Raw genomic sequence first — 14,062 nt, 5'->3', positions numbered from 1 at the left:
TGTAATAAAAAATGATAGCTGATAGCCGAAAGCTGACAGCCTAAAAATACAACCATGAAAATATTAGTCCTTGATAATTACGATTCATTCGTGTATAATTTAGTCTATATCTTAAAAGATTTAGGCAACGATGTGGATGTATTCCGCAACGATAAAATTTCATTAGAAGCCGTAGGGAAGTATGATAAAATTTTGCTTTCGCCCGGCCCGGGAATTCCAGAAGAAGCAGGTATTTTATTGGATGTGATTCGTGAGTATGCTCCTACAAAATCTATCTTTGGGGTATGTCTGGGTCATCAAGCTATTGGTGAGGCCTTCGGAGCAAAATTGCACAATATGGGCGATGTACTCCATGGCGTAACTACCAAATGTATTATCACCGACCCAACAGAAGTACTTTTTCAAGGCGTACCCAACGAAGTAAACGTATGCCGTTACCACTCTTGGACGGTTGTGCCAGAAACTATGCCTGCCGAGTTGAAAGTTACGGCTATCGACGAAAAAAACTTCGTCATGGCAGAAGCTCATACTCGCTACGATGTTAGAGGAGTACAATTTCACCCAGAAGCCTATCTCACAGAATATGGCGTAAAAATGGTGGAAAACTGGGTGAAAATTTAATAGAAAATCAAACGAAAGCTGATAGCCCTAACAGCTCATTAAAGATGAAAAGTTACTTACAAAAAAGAGTAGAAGGCATTTCTTTAACACAGGAAGAAGCTCAGGCTGCCCTTGGAATCATTGCCAGAGGTGAAGCCAATAATAGTCATATCGCAGCATTTCTAACAACCTACATGATGAATCCGATTACTTCGGAAGAATTAGCTGGTTTCCGTGACGCTATGTTGGATTTAGCCTTAATTATCGACCTTTCTGACTACGACCCAATGGATGTTTGCGGAACAGGTGGCGACGGCAAAGATACTTTCAATATTTCTACAACAGCCTCTTTTGTAGTAGCTGGTGCTGGACAAAGAATTGCCAAACACGGAAATCATGGTGTTTCTTCATCAGTGGGTTCTTCAACTGTTTTGGAGTACTTGGGCGTAAAATTTAGAAATGAAGAAGATTACCTTCGTCAGAAAATAGAAACTTCTGGAATATGTTTTTTACACGCTCCGCTGTTTCATCCTGCTATGCGTTTTGTAGGGCCGATTCGTAAAGAATTGGGTATGAAAACTTTTTTCAATATGTTAGGGCCAATTCTGAATCCTGCTAAGGTTGAAAAACAAATTACTGGCGTGTATAATCAGGATGTATTGAAGCTTTACGGAGAATTATTACAGAAATCTTACAAAAACTTTGGTGTAGTTTACGCTTTAGACGGATACGACGAAATTTCCCTTACTTCTGATTTTAAACTGATTACTGCCAAAGGAGAAGCAACGTATTCGCCCGAACAATTAGGTTTTACAAGATGTAATCAAAAAGATTTGCATGGCGGAAGTACCGTAGAAGAATCGGCGAAAATCTTAATTAATATTCTTGAAAACAAAGGAACACAAGCCCAAACCCAAGCAGTTTTGGCGAATGCAGCCGTGGCTTTATACTGTGCCGACGATACTTTAAGTTTGTCGGATGCCGTGTTGAAAGCCAAAGAGTCTTTAGAAAGCGGCAAGGCTTTGGCAGGTTTCAAGCAATTTATTCAGTAAAATACTTAAAGAGAAATGACAATTTTAGATAAAATCATTGCCCATAAAGCACAAGAAGTAGCCCAACGCAAAGAGCAAGTTTCGGTACAAGTATTAGAAAAAAGTGGCTTTTTTGCTAAAACTAATAATTCATTAAAGACAAGTTTACTGAATCCTGCTTCTTCTGGAATCATTGCTGAATTTAAAAGAAAATCGCCTTCAAAAGGTATCATCAACGGAAACGTGACGGTGGAAGAAGTAACGGCTGGTTATGTAAAAGCTGGTGCGGCTTGTCTTTCGGTACTAACGGATTTTGAGTTTTTTGGTGGTACAAGTGAAGATTTTTTAAAGGCTCGTCGCACGAACCCAACAATTCCGATGATTCGTAAAGATTTTATGATTGATGAGTACCAAATCATCGAAGCAAAATCTTTGGGTGCAGACGTAATTTTATTAATTGCTGCCAATTTAACCCCACAACGCATCAAAGATTTGGGTAAACTCACGAAAGAGTTAGGCATGGAAACATTATTAGAAATCCATGACGAAGAAGAGTTGAACCGCAGTTTGAATCAGTACATTGATGTAGTAGGCGTAAACAATCGTAATCTGAAAAATTTTGCAGAACAAAATGTAAATGCTTCCTTAGAATTAGCAGAAAAAATTCCAGCAGAATGTATCAAAATTTCAGAAAGCTGTATTTCTCAAGCAGAAACAATCAAATTGCTGAAATCTGTTGGCTATAAAGGGTTTTTAATTGGTGAAACCTTTATGAAAACTGAAAATCCAGCAGAGGCTTTGAAGAAATTTATAAATGAAGTAAGAAGCTAAAAAAGAAAAGCGACAAATCGGAGAAGTAAGACTTCCCGATTTGTCGCTTTTTTTGAATATTTACCTTAATCTACGCTCTCTGCAATTCAAAAACCGTAATTTCTGGTGGCATTCCAATTCTTCCCGGATAACCAATATAGCCATAGCCACGATTTACGTACAATTGTTGGTCGCCTTCTTTGTACAAACCTCCCCATTGCTTATACACATATTGTGCAGGCGTCCATGTTTCTCCGCCTACGGTTATACCAAATTGTGTTCCGTGCGTATGTCCAGAAAACATTACGTCAATATCTTTATACTTTGTATTTACTTCTTTATCCCAATGCGTTGGGTCGTGGGATAATAATAATTTCACAGGAGCTTCTTCTGTTCCTTTTACGGCTTTTGCTAAATTTCCATAAGTATGAAAACGATTTTGTCCGCTAATATTCTGTACGCCAATAATCGCCAGTTTTTCTTTTCCTTGCTCAATAAAGCGATTTTCGTCCATCAACAAATCATATCCTAATACTTTATGAGCGTGCATCAAATCATTCAAGTTCTTGCGTTTCCCTGCCAAATTATCGCCCCAATTTACATAATCGGCATAATCGTGGTTTCCTAAAGTACTATAAACCCCAAGCGGTGCTTTTACTTTATTGAAAATATCAATGTATTCTTGTACTTCAGTTGCCAAATTATTCACCAAATCGCCCGTAAAAAATACCACATCAGGTTTTTCTTTCATCAACATTTCTACTCCACCTTTTACAGCCACACGGTTGAAAAACGAGCCTGAGTGAATATCCGAAATTTGAGCAATCGTCATGCCTTCAAATTCTTTAGGAAGGTTTTTCAAAGCTAATTTTACTCTGCGTACTCGATAATCATGAGCCCCCGAAATAATTCCCCATGTCATTGCCACTGCTGGAATCGTTCCTGCCACAACAGCAGTTTTCATCAAAAATTCACTACGAGTAATGGGCGTATTTAATACAGAGGGAGCTGAGTTTGCATCATTGTTGGCAACAATGGGTTCTGGGCTACTGAATTTAGAAGTAATCCAACGAATGAGTCTTACTATATCATCAATCAAAAGGAAAATCATTACAAAGATTTTTGAAAAATAATTGATGAAAATTCCTACCATGATAATCGTTCTGAGGTTTTTACCAAGCCATTCGGGCGGTGTAAAATTATAAAGCCACATACCAGTAATAGTAATGGCCGACAAACCCCAAAAAATATACTTTGTAATTGCTTGTGTGCTGTCGCTGGTATTCTGAAAAGATACTTTTATGGCTTGCCATACGTACCAATCAATCAATAAAAAGATGAGTGATACTACGGGAATGATAATTAATTTATTCATTTGACTACGAAAGATTTGGCTGTTTATACAAATGCTACTTTTTCTTAACTCAAAATCTTAAAATGAGGTTCTGAATGGTCATTTTTTTATGATAAACGGCAAATTCTACAAAGGATTCGGAAACAATGTTAATGCTAACGCTTATATAATTTTTGATAAGCTTGTGGCTTCATTTGCATAATGGTTTTGAAAGAACGGTTGAAATGTGAAAGGTTATTGAAACCGCTTTCAAAGGCAACTTGCGAAATACTGAGTTTTTCGCCTGCTAATAATTTGCAAGCATGACCGATTCTGAGTTCTTGTAAAAACTGAAAATAGGTTTTTCGAGTATGTGTTTTGAAGTAGCGACAAAATGAATTCACACTAATATTGGCAACTTCGGCTACTTCTTCTAAAGTAATTTCACGAGTAAAATTATTGAGTGAAAAAGAATAAATCTGGTCGATTCTACGAGTATTATGTTCGTCGAGCGATACGTCAAATTCAGATTTTGAAATTTCAGTTACTTCTTCTGCTTGAGCAATAAAGCTCAAGATTTTCAACAATTGAATGATTTTATCAATACCAAGCACATTGGGCATTTGGCTCATCAGTTCTGCAATTTCTTCTTTTCTATTGCCCCCAATCATTAAACCTCTTCTTGCTCTTTGAAATAATTCGTTCAACTGAATCGTCTCAGGAATTTGCATAAAGCCATCGCCCCAAAAGGCAGGGTTAAAATGAATTACCGACGATTTTGATAGCAAAGAAGTATTCGCTTCAAAATACTTGGGGTCACTTCTGAAAAAATGGGGAACGTTCGCACCGATGATGATTAAATCGTTTTCTCGATAATTCTTTACACCGTTTCCTACCAACAAAGTACCCGTTCCTTCATAGATATACACTATCTCGATTTCGGGGTGATAATGCCAATGATTATAAAAATATGGTACAATATCTTTATTAGTACTGAACGATTGTTCAGGCATAATTTGAACTTTTCTGAATAGTGGTTTCATTATAAGTAATTTATTACTGAATATCCTCAATTTTTTAACACAATGCTAATATAGTATTAAAATCTACTAATTATTGAAAAGTTTAATTCACAAAAAAGGGTTCACTTTGTAATGAATACTTTCCTAAACATTTTGCTTGTAAACTGAATCTAACATGATTAAGCGTCAACATTACGATAATTTTGAGCTGTGGCAACGTTTTAAAAAAGGAGACCAACAGGCTTTTAACTTGATTTATCAATTAAATCATAAGGTGTTGGTAAACTATGGCAATAAAATATCTCAAGATATTGAGTTAGTCAGAGACACTGTACAAGATTTATTTGTCAATCTTTGGTTGCGTAAACATAACTTAGCCGATACAGACCACATTGAACCGTATTTAAAAACGTCTTTACGCCATGATTTAGTACGAAAAATCAACGAATCTCGCACAGGAGTTCCGTTTGATAACCTTGCTGAATTTGGTTATCAAATAGAAAAGTATCACTATACTTTTATCAATGACAGCGAAGAGAAAGAAGAAGTTTTTGTTAAGTTAGAAAAAGCCTTGAGTACTTTACCTTCAAGGGTTTCGCAAGCACTCAAAATGCGTTATTTTGACAAATTAGGCAACCAAGAAATTGCCAATAAGATGTCTATTAATTATCAATCTGTTAATAACAATATTCACCGTGGTGTAGAAATTTTACGAGTAGCAATGAGTCAACAGTCTTAGCAAAGAGTTCCCATTATTTTATTATTGCTTGATACATATCCCAAATATTTTTTTATTTTGTTTAAAAGCTAAAAACTCGTTTTTTAGCTTTTTTTATTTTATTAAATTTCAAATGATTTTAAATTAACATACATTATTTTACGAATAAATAAAAATTTCAACGAATAACACATTTGTCATTTTTTATCTTGAATTATCCTTTGATAATACTTGTATAGACACATATATTTGTCAGACAAATACCTAATCATTATTACTGTAGTAGGTCTATAATGATTTTAACCAAACTTAATTGTAGATTATATAAAGATTTCAACACTCCTGTAAATTTTAAATTATAAATCAAAGTGGCGGCTTTGTGTTTATTATTTAAAATTTCAGGAGTTTTTTTTATTCTTTTGTGCCGATAATTTCTTGACCTTGTACCAATACTTTTACACCTGTAACTTGACCGTCTGTACGGATAAAAATAATCTGAGCACTATAATTTTCCTCCTCAAATTCATCGTCTTTTTTCTTGGTTAATTTCGATTCCGGATAATCACTTGCTTGTCCGAAAAGAACTCCAGCTTTGAAGAAAATCCTCAGCTTTTGGAAATAAGAATTATCAAGCATTTTGTAGCTTCCGTAATAATCCTTAAACTCCAGAGAATCTGCCAGACTTATACGTACCTCTGGTTTTACTGTTTCTTTTCCAGAAGTTTTTGCCTGAGCAGCAAAACAAAACGCCGACAACATCATGCCGAGTAACAAACTCTTTTTCATAGTCATTTGTGTGTTTAAACAAGTGAATTATTTATTTCCATAACTTTCAAACATAGTAAATGTTTGATTTTTCAAATTTAATCTAAATATTTTACCAAAATAGTATGCAAGCATAATGAATTTATTAAATTCGTAAGATTATTATGAACATTTATTAAATCATCTTCAACATGAATGTAGCCTATATTTATGATGCCGTTCGTACTCCTCGTGGACGAGGAAAATCAGACGGTTCATTGCATGATATTCAACCTGTTCAGTTGGCACAACAAGTATTACAACAACTCCGAGAACGAAATCAATTAGATACTTCGCTGATTGATGATGTAATTCTTGGTTGTGTTACGCCCATCGGCGAACAAGGGGCAGACATCGCTCGCACGGCGGTTTTGGCGGCTGGTTACGACCAAAGCGTAGCAGGTGTACAAATTAATCGCTTTTGTTCATCGGGGCTCGAAGCCGTAAATATGGCATCTGCTTACATCATGTCGGGGCAACAAGAGTTGATTATTGCAGGGGGAATCGAGTCGATGTCGAGGGTTGCTATGGGTAGTGACGGTGGAGCAATGACGATGAATCCGCAATTAATTGCCGAACACAAGTTTGTACCTCAAGGAATCTCTGCTGATTTAATAGCCACAAAATACGGCTACTCTCGTGAATTATTAGATAGCTATGCCGTAGCTTCACAGCAAAAAGCTGCCTCTGCACAGCAGAATCAACGTTTTTCAAAATCTATGTTTGCCGTAAAGGACGACATCGGACAAGATGTGTTGACTTTCGACGAAGGTATGCGACCAGATACTTCGCTCGAATCTTTAGCAAAATTAAAACCTGCTTTTGAAAGCATTGGACAAATGGGCTTAGACCATCTGGCTCTGATGAAATATCCAGAGTTGAATGAAATCAAACATTTGCATCATGCAGGGAATTCTTCTCAAATCGTAGATGGTGCGGCTGGTATTTTAATCGGAAATAAAGCGATTGGTGAAAAACTGGGCTTGAAACCAAGAGCTAAAATTACCGCTTTCGGTGTTTCGGGTTCTGAGCCAACAATTATGCTGACTGGGCCAATTCCTGCCACACAAAAAGTACTCAAACGCAATGGTATGAATATTAATGACATTGATTTATTTGAAATCAATGAGGCTTTTGCTGCCATTCCTTTATTGTTTATGGACGTTCTAAAGGTTGATGCGTCTAAAGTAAATGTCAATGGTGGAGCAATTGCCCTCGGTCATCCACTTGGTGCGACGGGTGCAATTATTTTAATGACGCTTTTGGATGAATTAGAAAGAACAGACAAAAGCACTGGTTTAGCAAGTTTATGTATCGGCGGAGGAATGGGAATTTCTACGGTTATTGAAAGGGTTTAGCTTTGGGACTTAGAGAGGCAAGATTCAAGACACAAGATTTAAGACGAAAAGACAAGATTGAAGAGATAAAGTTTGGCTTGTAGAAATTTGAACAATAAAAATCATCTTGTTCAAAAGTATTGCTAATAAAAAAGCCGTCAACGTCTTGTCTTACATTATATTTTCCCACCTTGATTCTTGCTTCTTGAATCTTTTGTCTTAAATCTCGCATCTTAAATCTTGCGTCTTGTATCTTGACTCTTGCTACTTATTAAAATCTAAAAAAATGCTCTCATACAATCTCTTACATAACGTCGCCATTTTAAGTATCAATGTTGCGAATCAAGCAATGAATGTCTTGAATGACGAATCAATTCCTGCTCTTGCTAAGGCATTAGAGCAGGCATACTCAGACCCCGAAGCCAAAGGAATCATCATTACTTCTGAGCGACCAGAGTTTATCGCTGGTGCAGATTTACGCATGATTCTCAATAATAATGGTAAAGCTCCCGAAGAACTCTATCAGCTTTCAAGGTCATTGAATACCATTTTTCGCAAAATGGAAACCAACGGCAAACCCATTGTAGCCGCCATCAACGGCACAGCTTTGGGCGGTGGCTATGAAGTATGCTTGGCTTGTCATCATCGAGTAGCCATTAATAACCCCAAAGCCTTAATTGGTTTGCCAGAAGTAACGATTGGTTTACTCCCCGGCGGTGGCGGTACTCAACGTTTGCCCCGAATGATAGGCTTAGAAATGGCAGCTCCACTTTTATTAGAAGGCAAAAAAGTATCGCCTAAAGATGCTCTTTCGCTTGGTATGATAGACGAATTAGTGGATTCGCACGAAGCGATGATGGAAAAGGCTTTTGCATGGATTAACGCCAATCCTGTTGCTTTACAACCTTGGGACGAAATCAACCGAAAAACTGGGAAAATTCAGGCAAAAGAAAATTACAAAGTACCCAATGGGAATATTTTAAGCCCTAAAGGAGTACAATTAATGATGGGCGGTACGGCTCTTACGATGACTAAAACCAATGGTAATTATCCTTCACCCATCGCTATTATGTCTTGCGTGTATGAAGGACTATTAGTGAATATCGACCGTGGACTTATCATCGAGGCTCGTCATTTTGTAAAAGTTGCCAATTCTTCTGTGGCTAAAAACCTGATTCGAACAATGTTTTTTGGGCTGAATGAAGTAAATAAAGGTGCAAACAGACCGAAAAATATTGAAAAAACCGAAGTAAAAAAACTGGGCATTTTGGGTGCAGGCATGATGGGTTCGGGTATTGCTTACGTTTCGGCAATGGCAGGAATTGAGGTTGTACTAAAAGATATATCGCTTGAAGCTGCCGAAAAAGGGAAACACTATGCTCGGACTCTACTCGAAAAAGCCATCAGTAAAGGCAAAATGAGTACTGAAAAAGCAAATGGTATTTTAGGTCTTATCAAAACTACTGATAATTATAACGAGCTTGAGGGAGCAGATTTAATCATCGAAGCAGTTTTTGAAAATACCCAATTAAAAGCAGAAGTATCTAAAGCAGCGGAGCTTTTCTTGAAAAAAGATTCAGGTGTTTTTGCCTCAAATACTTCTACTTTACCTATTTCAAATTTAGCCAAAGCGACCATTCAGCCCGATAAATTTATTGGCATTCATTTCTTTTCGCCAGTTGATAGAATGCAATTAGTGGAAATTATCATGGGCAAAGAAACCTCCGACTACGCACTTGCCGTAGCGATGGATTTTGTCAAGAAGATTCGTAAAACGCCGATTGTCGTGAATGATTCTCAAGGTTTTTATACATCCAGAGTATTCTTTACTTATACTTCCGAAGGCATTGAATTATTAAAAGATGGCGTAAATCCTGTGGTTATCGAAAACATCGCCAAACAAATGGGAATGCCCGTTGGCCCTTTGGCAGTTTCGGACGAAGTAGCCCTAGACTTGGCTTATAAAATCGCTCAAGCGGCTGTTGATGAAGGTCTTTTGTCACCAGACGACACTACTTATCAAGTCAGCAAACAGTTTACCGAAATGGGACGTTTGGGCAAAAAAGCCAAAGCTGGCTTTTATACTTATCCAGAAAATGGCAAAAAGTATTTGTGGGAAGGTTTAGCTAATATTTTTCCTTTGAAAGATGAACAGTTAGCGGTAGAGGAAATCAAAAAAAGATTATTGTACCGACAAGCTTTAGAAACCGTAAAATGTGTGGAAGAAGGCGTAATACGCAAGTATTTGGATGCCGATTTGGGTTCTATCTTCGCTTGGGGTTTTCCTGCTTATTTGGGTGGAACGCTTTCCTTTGTAGATACTGTGGGCATCAAAACTTTTGTTACCGAAGCCGACCGTCTGGCTGATACTTATGGAGAAAGATTCAGACCGACCGAAAAACTCAGAGCTATGGCAGAAGCTGGCAGAGGTTTTTACGAATAAAAATAATTACGTACCTTTACATAAACCCCAAAACCCTTGTAAGTCTGCAAGATTTACAAGGGTTTTTCTGTTTTCATGCAAAGTCAAGAAGAAAAGTTTGAGAGCCTTATTGAAGGCATTGTCGCCAATGGCTACGGGGTTTGTGATGATTTTTTAAGTAGCGAAGAAGTAACGATGCTCAATGCAAGATTTACCGAAAGGTTTGATGATGGCAATTTCAAAGAAGCAGGAATTGGCAAACAAAGTGAAGTACATCAAGCCAAAGAAATCAGAGGCGATAAAATACTTTGGTTGGAAAATGGCACAACAAACATTGCCGAAAGAATACTTTTGGATAAAAATCAAGCATTTATTAATTATCTCAATCAAACTTGTTATTTGGGCATCGTTGATGCAGAAATACATTTTGCCAAATATGACATTGGTAAATTTTACCGCCGACATCGAGATACTTTCCAAGCCCAAAAAGGCAGAATTCTTTCCGTAATTTATTATTTAAACAACCATTGGCAAACCGAAAATGGCGGTAACTTATTGATTTATACCCAAGAAAACAATATTGAAAAAACAATCAGCATCGCCCCATTGGCAGGAAGATTAGTCTGTTTCCAAAGCGAAAAACTCGACCATGAAGTAAGCGAAACTTTTAGAGAGCGATTGAGTATTACGGGGTGGTTGTTGAATGTTTGAGATTTTATTAAATACAAAAGCGGTCAGAATTCGAAATTCTGACCGCTTTAATCTTATAATAATTCAAGATGACTTATCGAATTATTTAATCAAATCCATCAAAGTATTGGCTTCTAATACCGCCAAGTTGGCATCTCTCCATTTTTCCATTACGTTTCTTAACGAACAGCTTTCTTCGTCGCCACAGTCGTCGCATTTACCATAAAAATGTAAAGAAACACAAAGTGTTGGTGAGATTGGGCCGTCGATGATACGGATAATTTTAGCAAAAGAAACTTGGTCTGGTGGAATTCTTAAATAATAGCCTCCTCCTTTTCCTTTTTGGCTCTGCAACAGTCCATGATTACGTAATTCAAGCAGGATAGCTTCTAAAAATTTCTTTGGAATATTTTCTGATTCTGCAATATTTGAAATAAGTAATGGCCCTTTTTCATATTCACGAGCAAGTACTTTTAGGGCTTTCAAAGCGTATTTAGCTTTTTTTGAAATCATAATGATGAAGTTTTAATGTTGTTTCTTCGCCAATTGTAAATAATGGTTGTCCGGAGCTGAAATACCTCAAAAACCTTTATTTTTTGTATTACTTAACTCGTTGCTGTTCTACTAAGTTCAGTAATTCCATTTGTTTTATAGACAAAAGTACATAAAATATCAGAATTAATAATATGATAAATGTTTGATTTAGTATTATCATTTTGACGAATATCACAAAAAAAATATAGATTTTCTAAAAATATTAACAGCATTTCTATTTGCTACTTTGCAAACCTGAATATTTTGTTGGGCTTAAAGAAAATAAGCCTCATAAACTCGTTGGTTTACAAGGCTTTGGATAAGTGAAAATTGGTGTGTGGTGAATTTAAAATTGTACTTGCCTACAATAGATTGCCCTTAAAAAGCAGGAAATGGGTCATTAAACTTTCCCTTTTTTTCCATCAAGCGTATTTCTTCTTCTGTACACAAACATTCTTGAAGTTCTTCAACGATGGCTTCTTGGTCTAAATCTTGCCCGATAATCACCAATTCGTTGATTCTATCTCCAAAGCGTTCATCCCAGCGTTGCATAATGAGGTCTTTGCTTTCTCTCCAAGCAGGATAAAAATTTCTTTCCCAAGCGGGTACTCCTGCCCACCAAGTACCTGCCGAATCTGCCCGAACTGAACCGCCCGCTTGTCCCCAATTTAAAGCATCTTTCGGGCGTGAAGCTATCCAGAATAAACCTTTCGAGCGTATAATGCCAGCATGCCAATAGTTGTTGATATAATGCCAAAATCTTTCTGGATGAAAAGGACGAGCATCCCGAAACACAAATGAACTAATGCCGTACTCTTCGGTTTCGGGTGTGTGCTTTGCTTTGGCTAATTCTTCAAGCCAATTAGTGCCGTTTGAGGCTTCGTCAAAATCAAAAAGCCCAGTATTTAAAATTTCGTTGGGATTTACTTTGCCAAAAGTGGACTGCAATATTTTTGCTTTTGGATTGAGTTTTTGAATAATTGCCTTCAACTCTCCTACTTGTATGGGACTGAGTAAATCGGTTTTATTAAGAATAATTACGTTGGCAAATTCTATTTGGTCGGTTAATAAATTAACGATTGTTCTGTTGTCGTTCGGGTCATCTTCGTTCATTTTACGAGTCCACACGGTATCAATTGAGCCAAAGTCTTTGGCAAAATTAAAGCAATCTACCACCGTCACCATCGTATCTAATCTTGAAAACTTCGTAAGGTCGATGCCGTTTTCTTCATCTACATAGCTAAAAGTTTGGGCTACGGGCAAAGGTTCTGAAATTCCCGTCGATTCAATCAATAAGTAATCAAAGCGTTTTTCTTTTGCCAAACGCTCTACTTCTATCATTAAATCTTCACGAAGGGTACAGCAAATACAGCCGTTAGACATCTCTACCAATCGCTCTTCCGTTCTCGAAAGTGTATTTTCTTGTTTTACCAATTGGGCATCAACATTGATTTCGCTCATATCATTCACAATTACCGCCACTTTTAGGTTTTGTTTATTGTGTAAAATATGGTTGAGCAATGAGGTTTTACCAGCTCCTAAAAAACCGCTTAGGACTGTAACTGGAAGTTTCATTTCTGACATTTTTTGCAGTTTCTAATATTGATTAAATGAGTGATAATTAAAGCAACAGATGAAAAATACCCTACAAGATTGAGGTATTTAAAATCGTCTTCAAACAGAATGGAAATGGCAAAAGCTCCAAAAAACAGCCAAAAAGCCGTACTTATGGGTGATGAAATCACGTCTTGCGTTGTGTAATAAACCGCTACGAAGCAAATCGCTACAAAAAGATAATCTAAGTACCGAAGTCCCTCTTGGTCGGAAACACTGAGGTCAGTTTTGTAAAATGCCTGCACAAGCATAAGTATTGGCGTTGCCAAGCAATGCACCAAACAGATGCCCGAGCTGGCTATGCCTAAGTAATCGTAGTAATATTTAACCTTTTTCATATTTCATATTTGCAACATTGTTGCAAATATGGCGACTTGCTTTTATTTTCGCAACATTATTGCAAATAATATTCAGAATATCATTAGATTTGCAACATCATTGCAATTATATAAATTCAACAAATATGAAATTGACTAAAAACACATTCCTAACTTTATTGTTTGCAAGTACTTTGATGACTGCTTGTAAAAAAGATGAGCCTGTTCCGCAGGAAGACAACGAGAATTTAACCACTGTAAAATTGAAATTTACAGAAAATGGAGTTACGAAAACTTTTTCATTCAAAGACCTTGATGGCGACGGTGGGAATGCTCCGACGATTGAGAAAGTTTCTTTGGAGGCTAATAAAACATACGCTTTCTCCGTTGAACTTTTGGACGAAACGAAATCGCCCGTAGTGGATGTTACCGAAGAAATTAAAGAACAAAAGGACGAGCATTTATTTGAGTATGTGCCTACGCCTTCGTCGGTACTTGTTTTTTCAAATAAGGATAAAGATTCAAGAGGCTATGATGTTGGTTTGACTGCTACGGTTAAAACTTCTGGAGCAAGTACTGGAAAATTGCAAGTAGTGCTTCATCATCAACCGCCTGTAAATGGAACGCCTATAAAAAATGGTTCTTTCTCGGTGGGTAGCATTGATTTTGATGGAACGTTTGAGGTGGAAGTGAAATAGGAAGACTTTAGGACTTGAAGATTTTAGACACAAGAGACAAGAAAAAAGAATTTTTTTTGGATTTTATTGGATTTGAGGATTTAGGAGGTTTTTAGATTTTTAGAGGCAAGAGACAAGAAAAATTCTTTTTTC

General features: G+C 36.9%; 14 protein-coding genes. 8 read left to right on the top strand and 6 right to left on the bottom strand.

Annotated elements, in window-relative coordinates; translation table 11 throughout:
- The first annotated feature begins 54 nt into the window (after positions 1-54).
- From VB248_RS13950 to trpC, 3 genes are read left to right on the top strand one after another with little or no spacing between them, the layout of a single operon-like run.
- A complete protein-coding gene (locus VB248_RS13950) occupies positions 55-621 on the top strand; it encodes an anthranilate synthase component II (protein WP_323297403.1) in 567 nt (188 codons plus the stop codon).
- A 44-nt stretch (positions 622-665) separates the two neighbouring features.
- Positions 666-1,652 carry an anthranilate phosphoribosyltransferase gene (gene trpD, locus VB248_RS13945; RefSeq protein WP_323297402.1) on the top strand — a complete coding sequence of 329 codons (987 nt, stop codon included), beginning with the start codon at positions 666-668 and terminating at the stop codon, positions 1,650-1,652.
- A 15-nt stretch (positions 1,653-1,667) separates the two neighbouring features.
- Positions 1,668-2,462, top strand: a complete 795-nt coding sequence (gene trpC / locus VB248_RS13940; protein WP_323297401.1) for an indole-3-glycerol phosphate synthase TrpC — start codon at positions 1,668-1,670, stop codon at positions 2,460-2,462.
- Positions 2,463-2,532: 70 nt separating this feature from the next.
- Here the strand turns inward: trpC and VB248_RS13935 are convergent, their stop codons facing one another.
- On the bottom strand, positions 2,533-3,816 hold the full coding sequence (locus VB248_RS13935) for a metallophosphoesterase (RefSeq protein WP_323297400.1): 1,284 nt from the start codon (positions 3,814-3,816) through the stop codon (positions 2,533-2,535).
- 134 nt (positions 3,817-3,950) lie between these two features.
- Entirely contained in the window at positions 3,951-4,817 is an 867-nt protein-coding gene (locus tag VB248_RS13930) for an AraC family transcriptional regulator (RefSeq protein ID WP_323297399.1), read from the bottom strand.
- A gap of 154 nt (positions 4,818-4,971) precedes the next feature.
- On the opposite strand from VB248_RS13930, the gene VB248_RS13925 reads away from it, so the two are divergent.
- Positions 4,972-5,535, top strand: a complete 564-nt coding sequence (locus VB248_RS13925; RefSeq protein ID WP_323297398.1) for an RNA polymerase sigma factor — start codon at positions 4,972-4,974, stop codon at positions 5,533-5,535.
- Positions 5,536-5,925: 390 nt separating this feature from the next.
- Here VB248_RS13925 and VB248_RS13920 read toward each other — a convergent pair whose 3' ends face one another.
- Positions 5,926-6,300 (bottom strand): hypothetical protein, encoded by a 375-nt coding sequence (locus VB248_RS13920; protein WP_323297397.1) that lies wholly within the window; start codon positions 6,298-6,300, stop codon positions 5,926-5,928.
- A gap of 170 nt (positions 6,301-6,470) precedes the next feature.
- On the opposite strand from VB248_RS13920, the gene VB248_RS13915 reads away from it, so the two are divergent.
- The 3 genes from VB248_RS13915 (at position 6,471) to VB248_RS13905 (ending at position 10,788) form a co-directional block, all read left to right on the top strand.
- Positions 6,471-7,676 (top strand): acetyl-CoA C-acetyltransferase, encoded by a 1,206-nt coding sequence (locus VB248_RS13915; RefSeq protein ID WP_323297396.1) that lies wholly within the window; start codon positions 6,471-6,473, stop codon positions 7,674-7,676.
- Positions 7,677-7,941: 265 nt separating this feature from the next.
- A complete protein-coding gene (locus tag VB248_RS13910; RefSeq protein ID WP_323297395.1) occupies positions 7,942-10,098 on the top strand; it encodes a 3-hydroxyacyl-CoA dehydrogenase NAD-binding domain-containing protein in 2,157 nt (718 codons plus the stop codon).
- Positions 10,099-10,173: 75 nt separating this feature from the next.
- Positions 10,174-10,788 (top strand): 2OG-Fe(II) oxygenase, encoded by a 615-nt coding sequence (locus tag VB248_RS13905; RefSeq protein WP_323297394.1) that lies wholly within the window; start codon positions 10,174-10,176, stop codon positions 10,786-10,788.
- Between the two features lie 81 nt (positions 10,789-10,869).
- Here VB248_RS13905 and VB248_RS13900 read toward each other — a convergent pair whose 3' ends face one another.
- From VB248_RS13900 to VB248_RS13890, 3 genes are all read right to left on the bottom strand, one after another.
- The gene (locus tag VB248_RS13900; RefSeq protein WP_323297393.1) at positions 10,870-11,280 is read right to left on the bottom strand and encodes an RrF2 family transcriptional regulator; all 411 of its coding nucleotides are present in this window, start codon (positions 11,278-11,280) and stop codon (positions 10,870-10,872) included.
- A gap of 399 nt (positions 11,281-11,679) precedes the next feature.
- Positions 11,680-12,885, bottom strand: coding sequence for a GTP-binding protein (locus VB248_RS13895; protein ID WP_323297392.1), 1,206 nt, complete (start codon positions 12,883-12,885; stop codon positions 11,680-11,682).
- On the bottom strand, positions 12,873-13,253 hold the full coding sequence (locus VB248_RS13890; RefSeq protein ID WP_323297391.1) for a MerC domain-containing protein: 381 nt from the start codon (positions 13,251-13,253) through the stop codon (positions 12,873-12,875). Before VB248_RS13890 ends, VB248_RS13895 begins: the two co-directional genes overlap by 13 nt.
- Positions 13,254-13,378: 125 nt before the next feature.
- Here VB248_RS13890 and VB248_RS13885 point away from each other — a divergent pair, with 125 nt between their 5' ends.
- Positions 13,379-13,930 carry a hypothetical protein gene (locus VB248_RS13885; RefSeq protein WP_323297390.1) on the top strand — a complete coding sequence of 184 codons (552 nt, stop codon included), beginning with the start codon at positions 13,379-13,381 and terminating at the stop codon, positions 13,928-13,930.
- The last annotated feature ends 132 nt before the right edge of the window (positions 13,931-14,062 follow it).

The sequence above is a fragment of the Arcicella rigui genome (assembly GCF_034929435.1).
Classification (GTDB): Bacteria; Bacteroidota; Bacteroidia; order Cytophagales; family Spirosomataceae; genus Arcicella; species Arcicella rigui.
Note: the sequence above shows the minus strand (reverse complement) of the source record. Positions and strands in the feature narration are given on the sequence as shown.

Bases quoted from the DNA above. Each gene is read 5' to 3' on its own strand.
- VB248_RS13950 (WP_323297403.1), top strand. From the start codon at position 55: ATGAAAATATTAGTCCTTGATAATTACGATTCATTCGTGTATAATTTA.
- trpD (WP_323297402.1), top strand. From the start codon at position 666: ATGAAAAGTTACTTACAAAAAAGAGTAGAAGGCATTTCTTTAACACAG.
- trpC (WP_323297401.1), top strand. From the start codon at position 1,668: ATGACAATTTTAGATAAAATCATTGCCCATAAAGCACAAGAAGTAGCC.
- VB248_RS13935 (WP_323297400.1), bottom strand. From the start codon at position 3,816: ATGAATAAATTAATTATCATTCCCGTAGTATCACTCATCTTTTTATTG.
- VB248_RS13930 (WP_323297399.1), bottom strand. From the start codon at position 4,817: ATGAAACCACTATTCAGAAAAGTTCAAATTATGCCTGAACAATCGTTC.
- VB248_RS13925 (WP_323297398.1), top strand. From the start codon at position 4,972: ATGATTAAGCGTCAACATTACGATAATTTTGAGCTGTGGCAACGTTTT.
- VB248_RS13920 (WP_323297397.1), bottom strand. From the start codon at position 6,300: ATGAAAAAGAGTTTGTTACTCGGCATGATGTTGTCGGCGTTTTGTTTT.
- VB248_RS13915 (WP_323297396.1), top strand. From the start codon at position 6,471: ATGAATGTAGCCTATATTTATGATGCCGTTCGTACTCCTCGTGGACGA.
- VB248_RS13910 (WP_323297395.1), top strand. From the start codon at position 7,942: ATGCTCTCATACAATCTCTTACATAACGTCGCCATTTTAAGTATCAAT.
- VB248_RS13905 (WP_323297394.1), top strand. From the start codon at position 10,174: ATGCAAAGTCAAGAAGAAAAGTTTGAGAGCCTTATTGAAGGCATTGTC.
- VB248_RS13900 (WP_323297393.1), bottom strand. From the start codon at position 11,280: ATGATTTCAAAAAAAGCTAAATACGCTTTGAAAGCCCTAAAAGTACTT.
- VB248_RS13895 (WP_323297392.1), bottom strand. From the start codon at position 12,885: ATGTCAGAAATGAAACTTCCAGTTACAGTCCTAAGCGGTTTTTTAGGA.
- VB248_RS13890 (WP_323297391.1), bottom strand. From the start codon at position 13,253: ATGAAAAAGGTTAAATATTACTACGATTACTTAGGCATAGCCAGCTCG.
- VB248_RS13885 (WP_323297390.1), top strand. From the start codon at position 13,379: ATGAAATTGACTAAAAACACATTCCTAACTTTATTGTTTGCAAGTACT.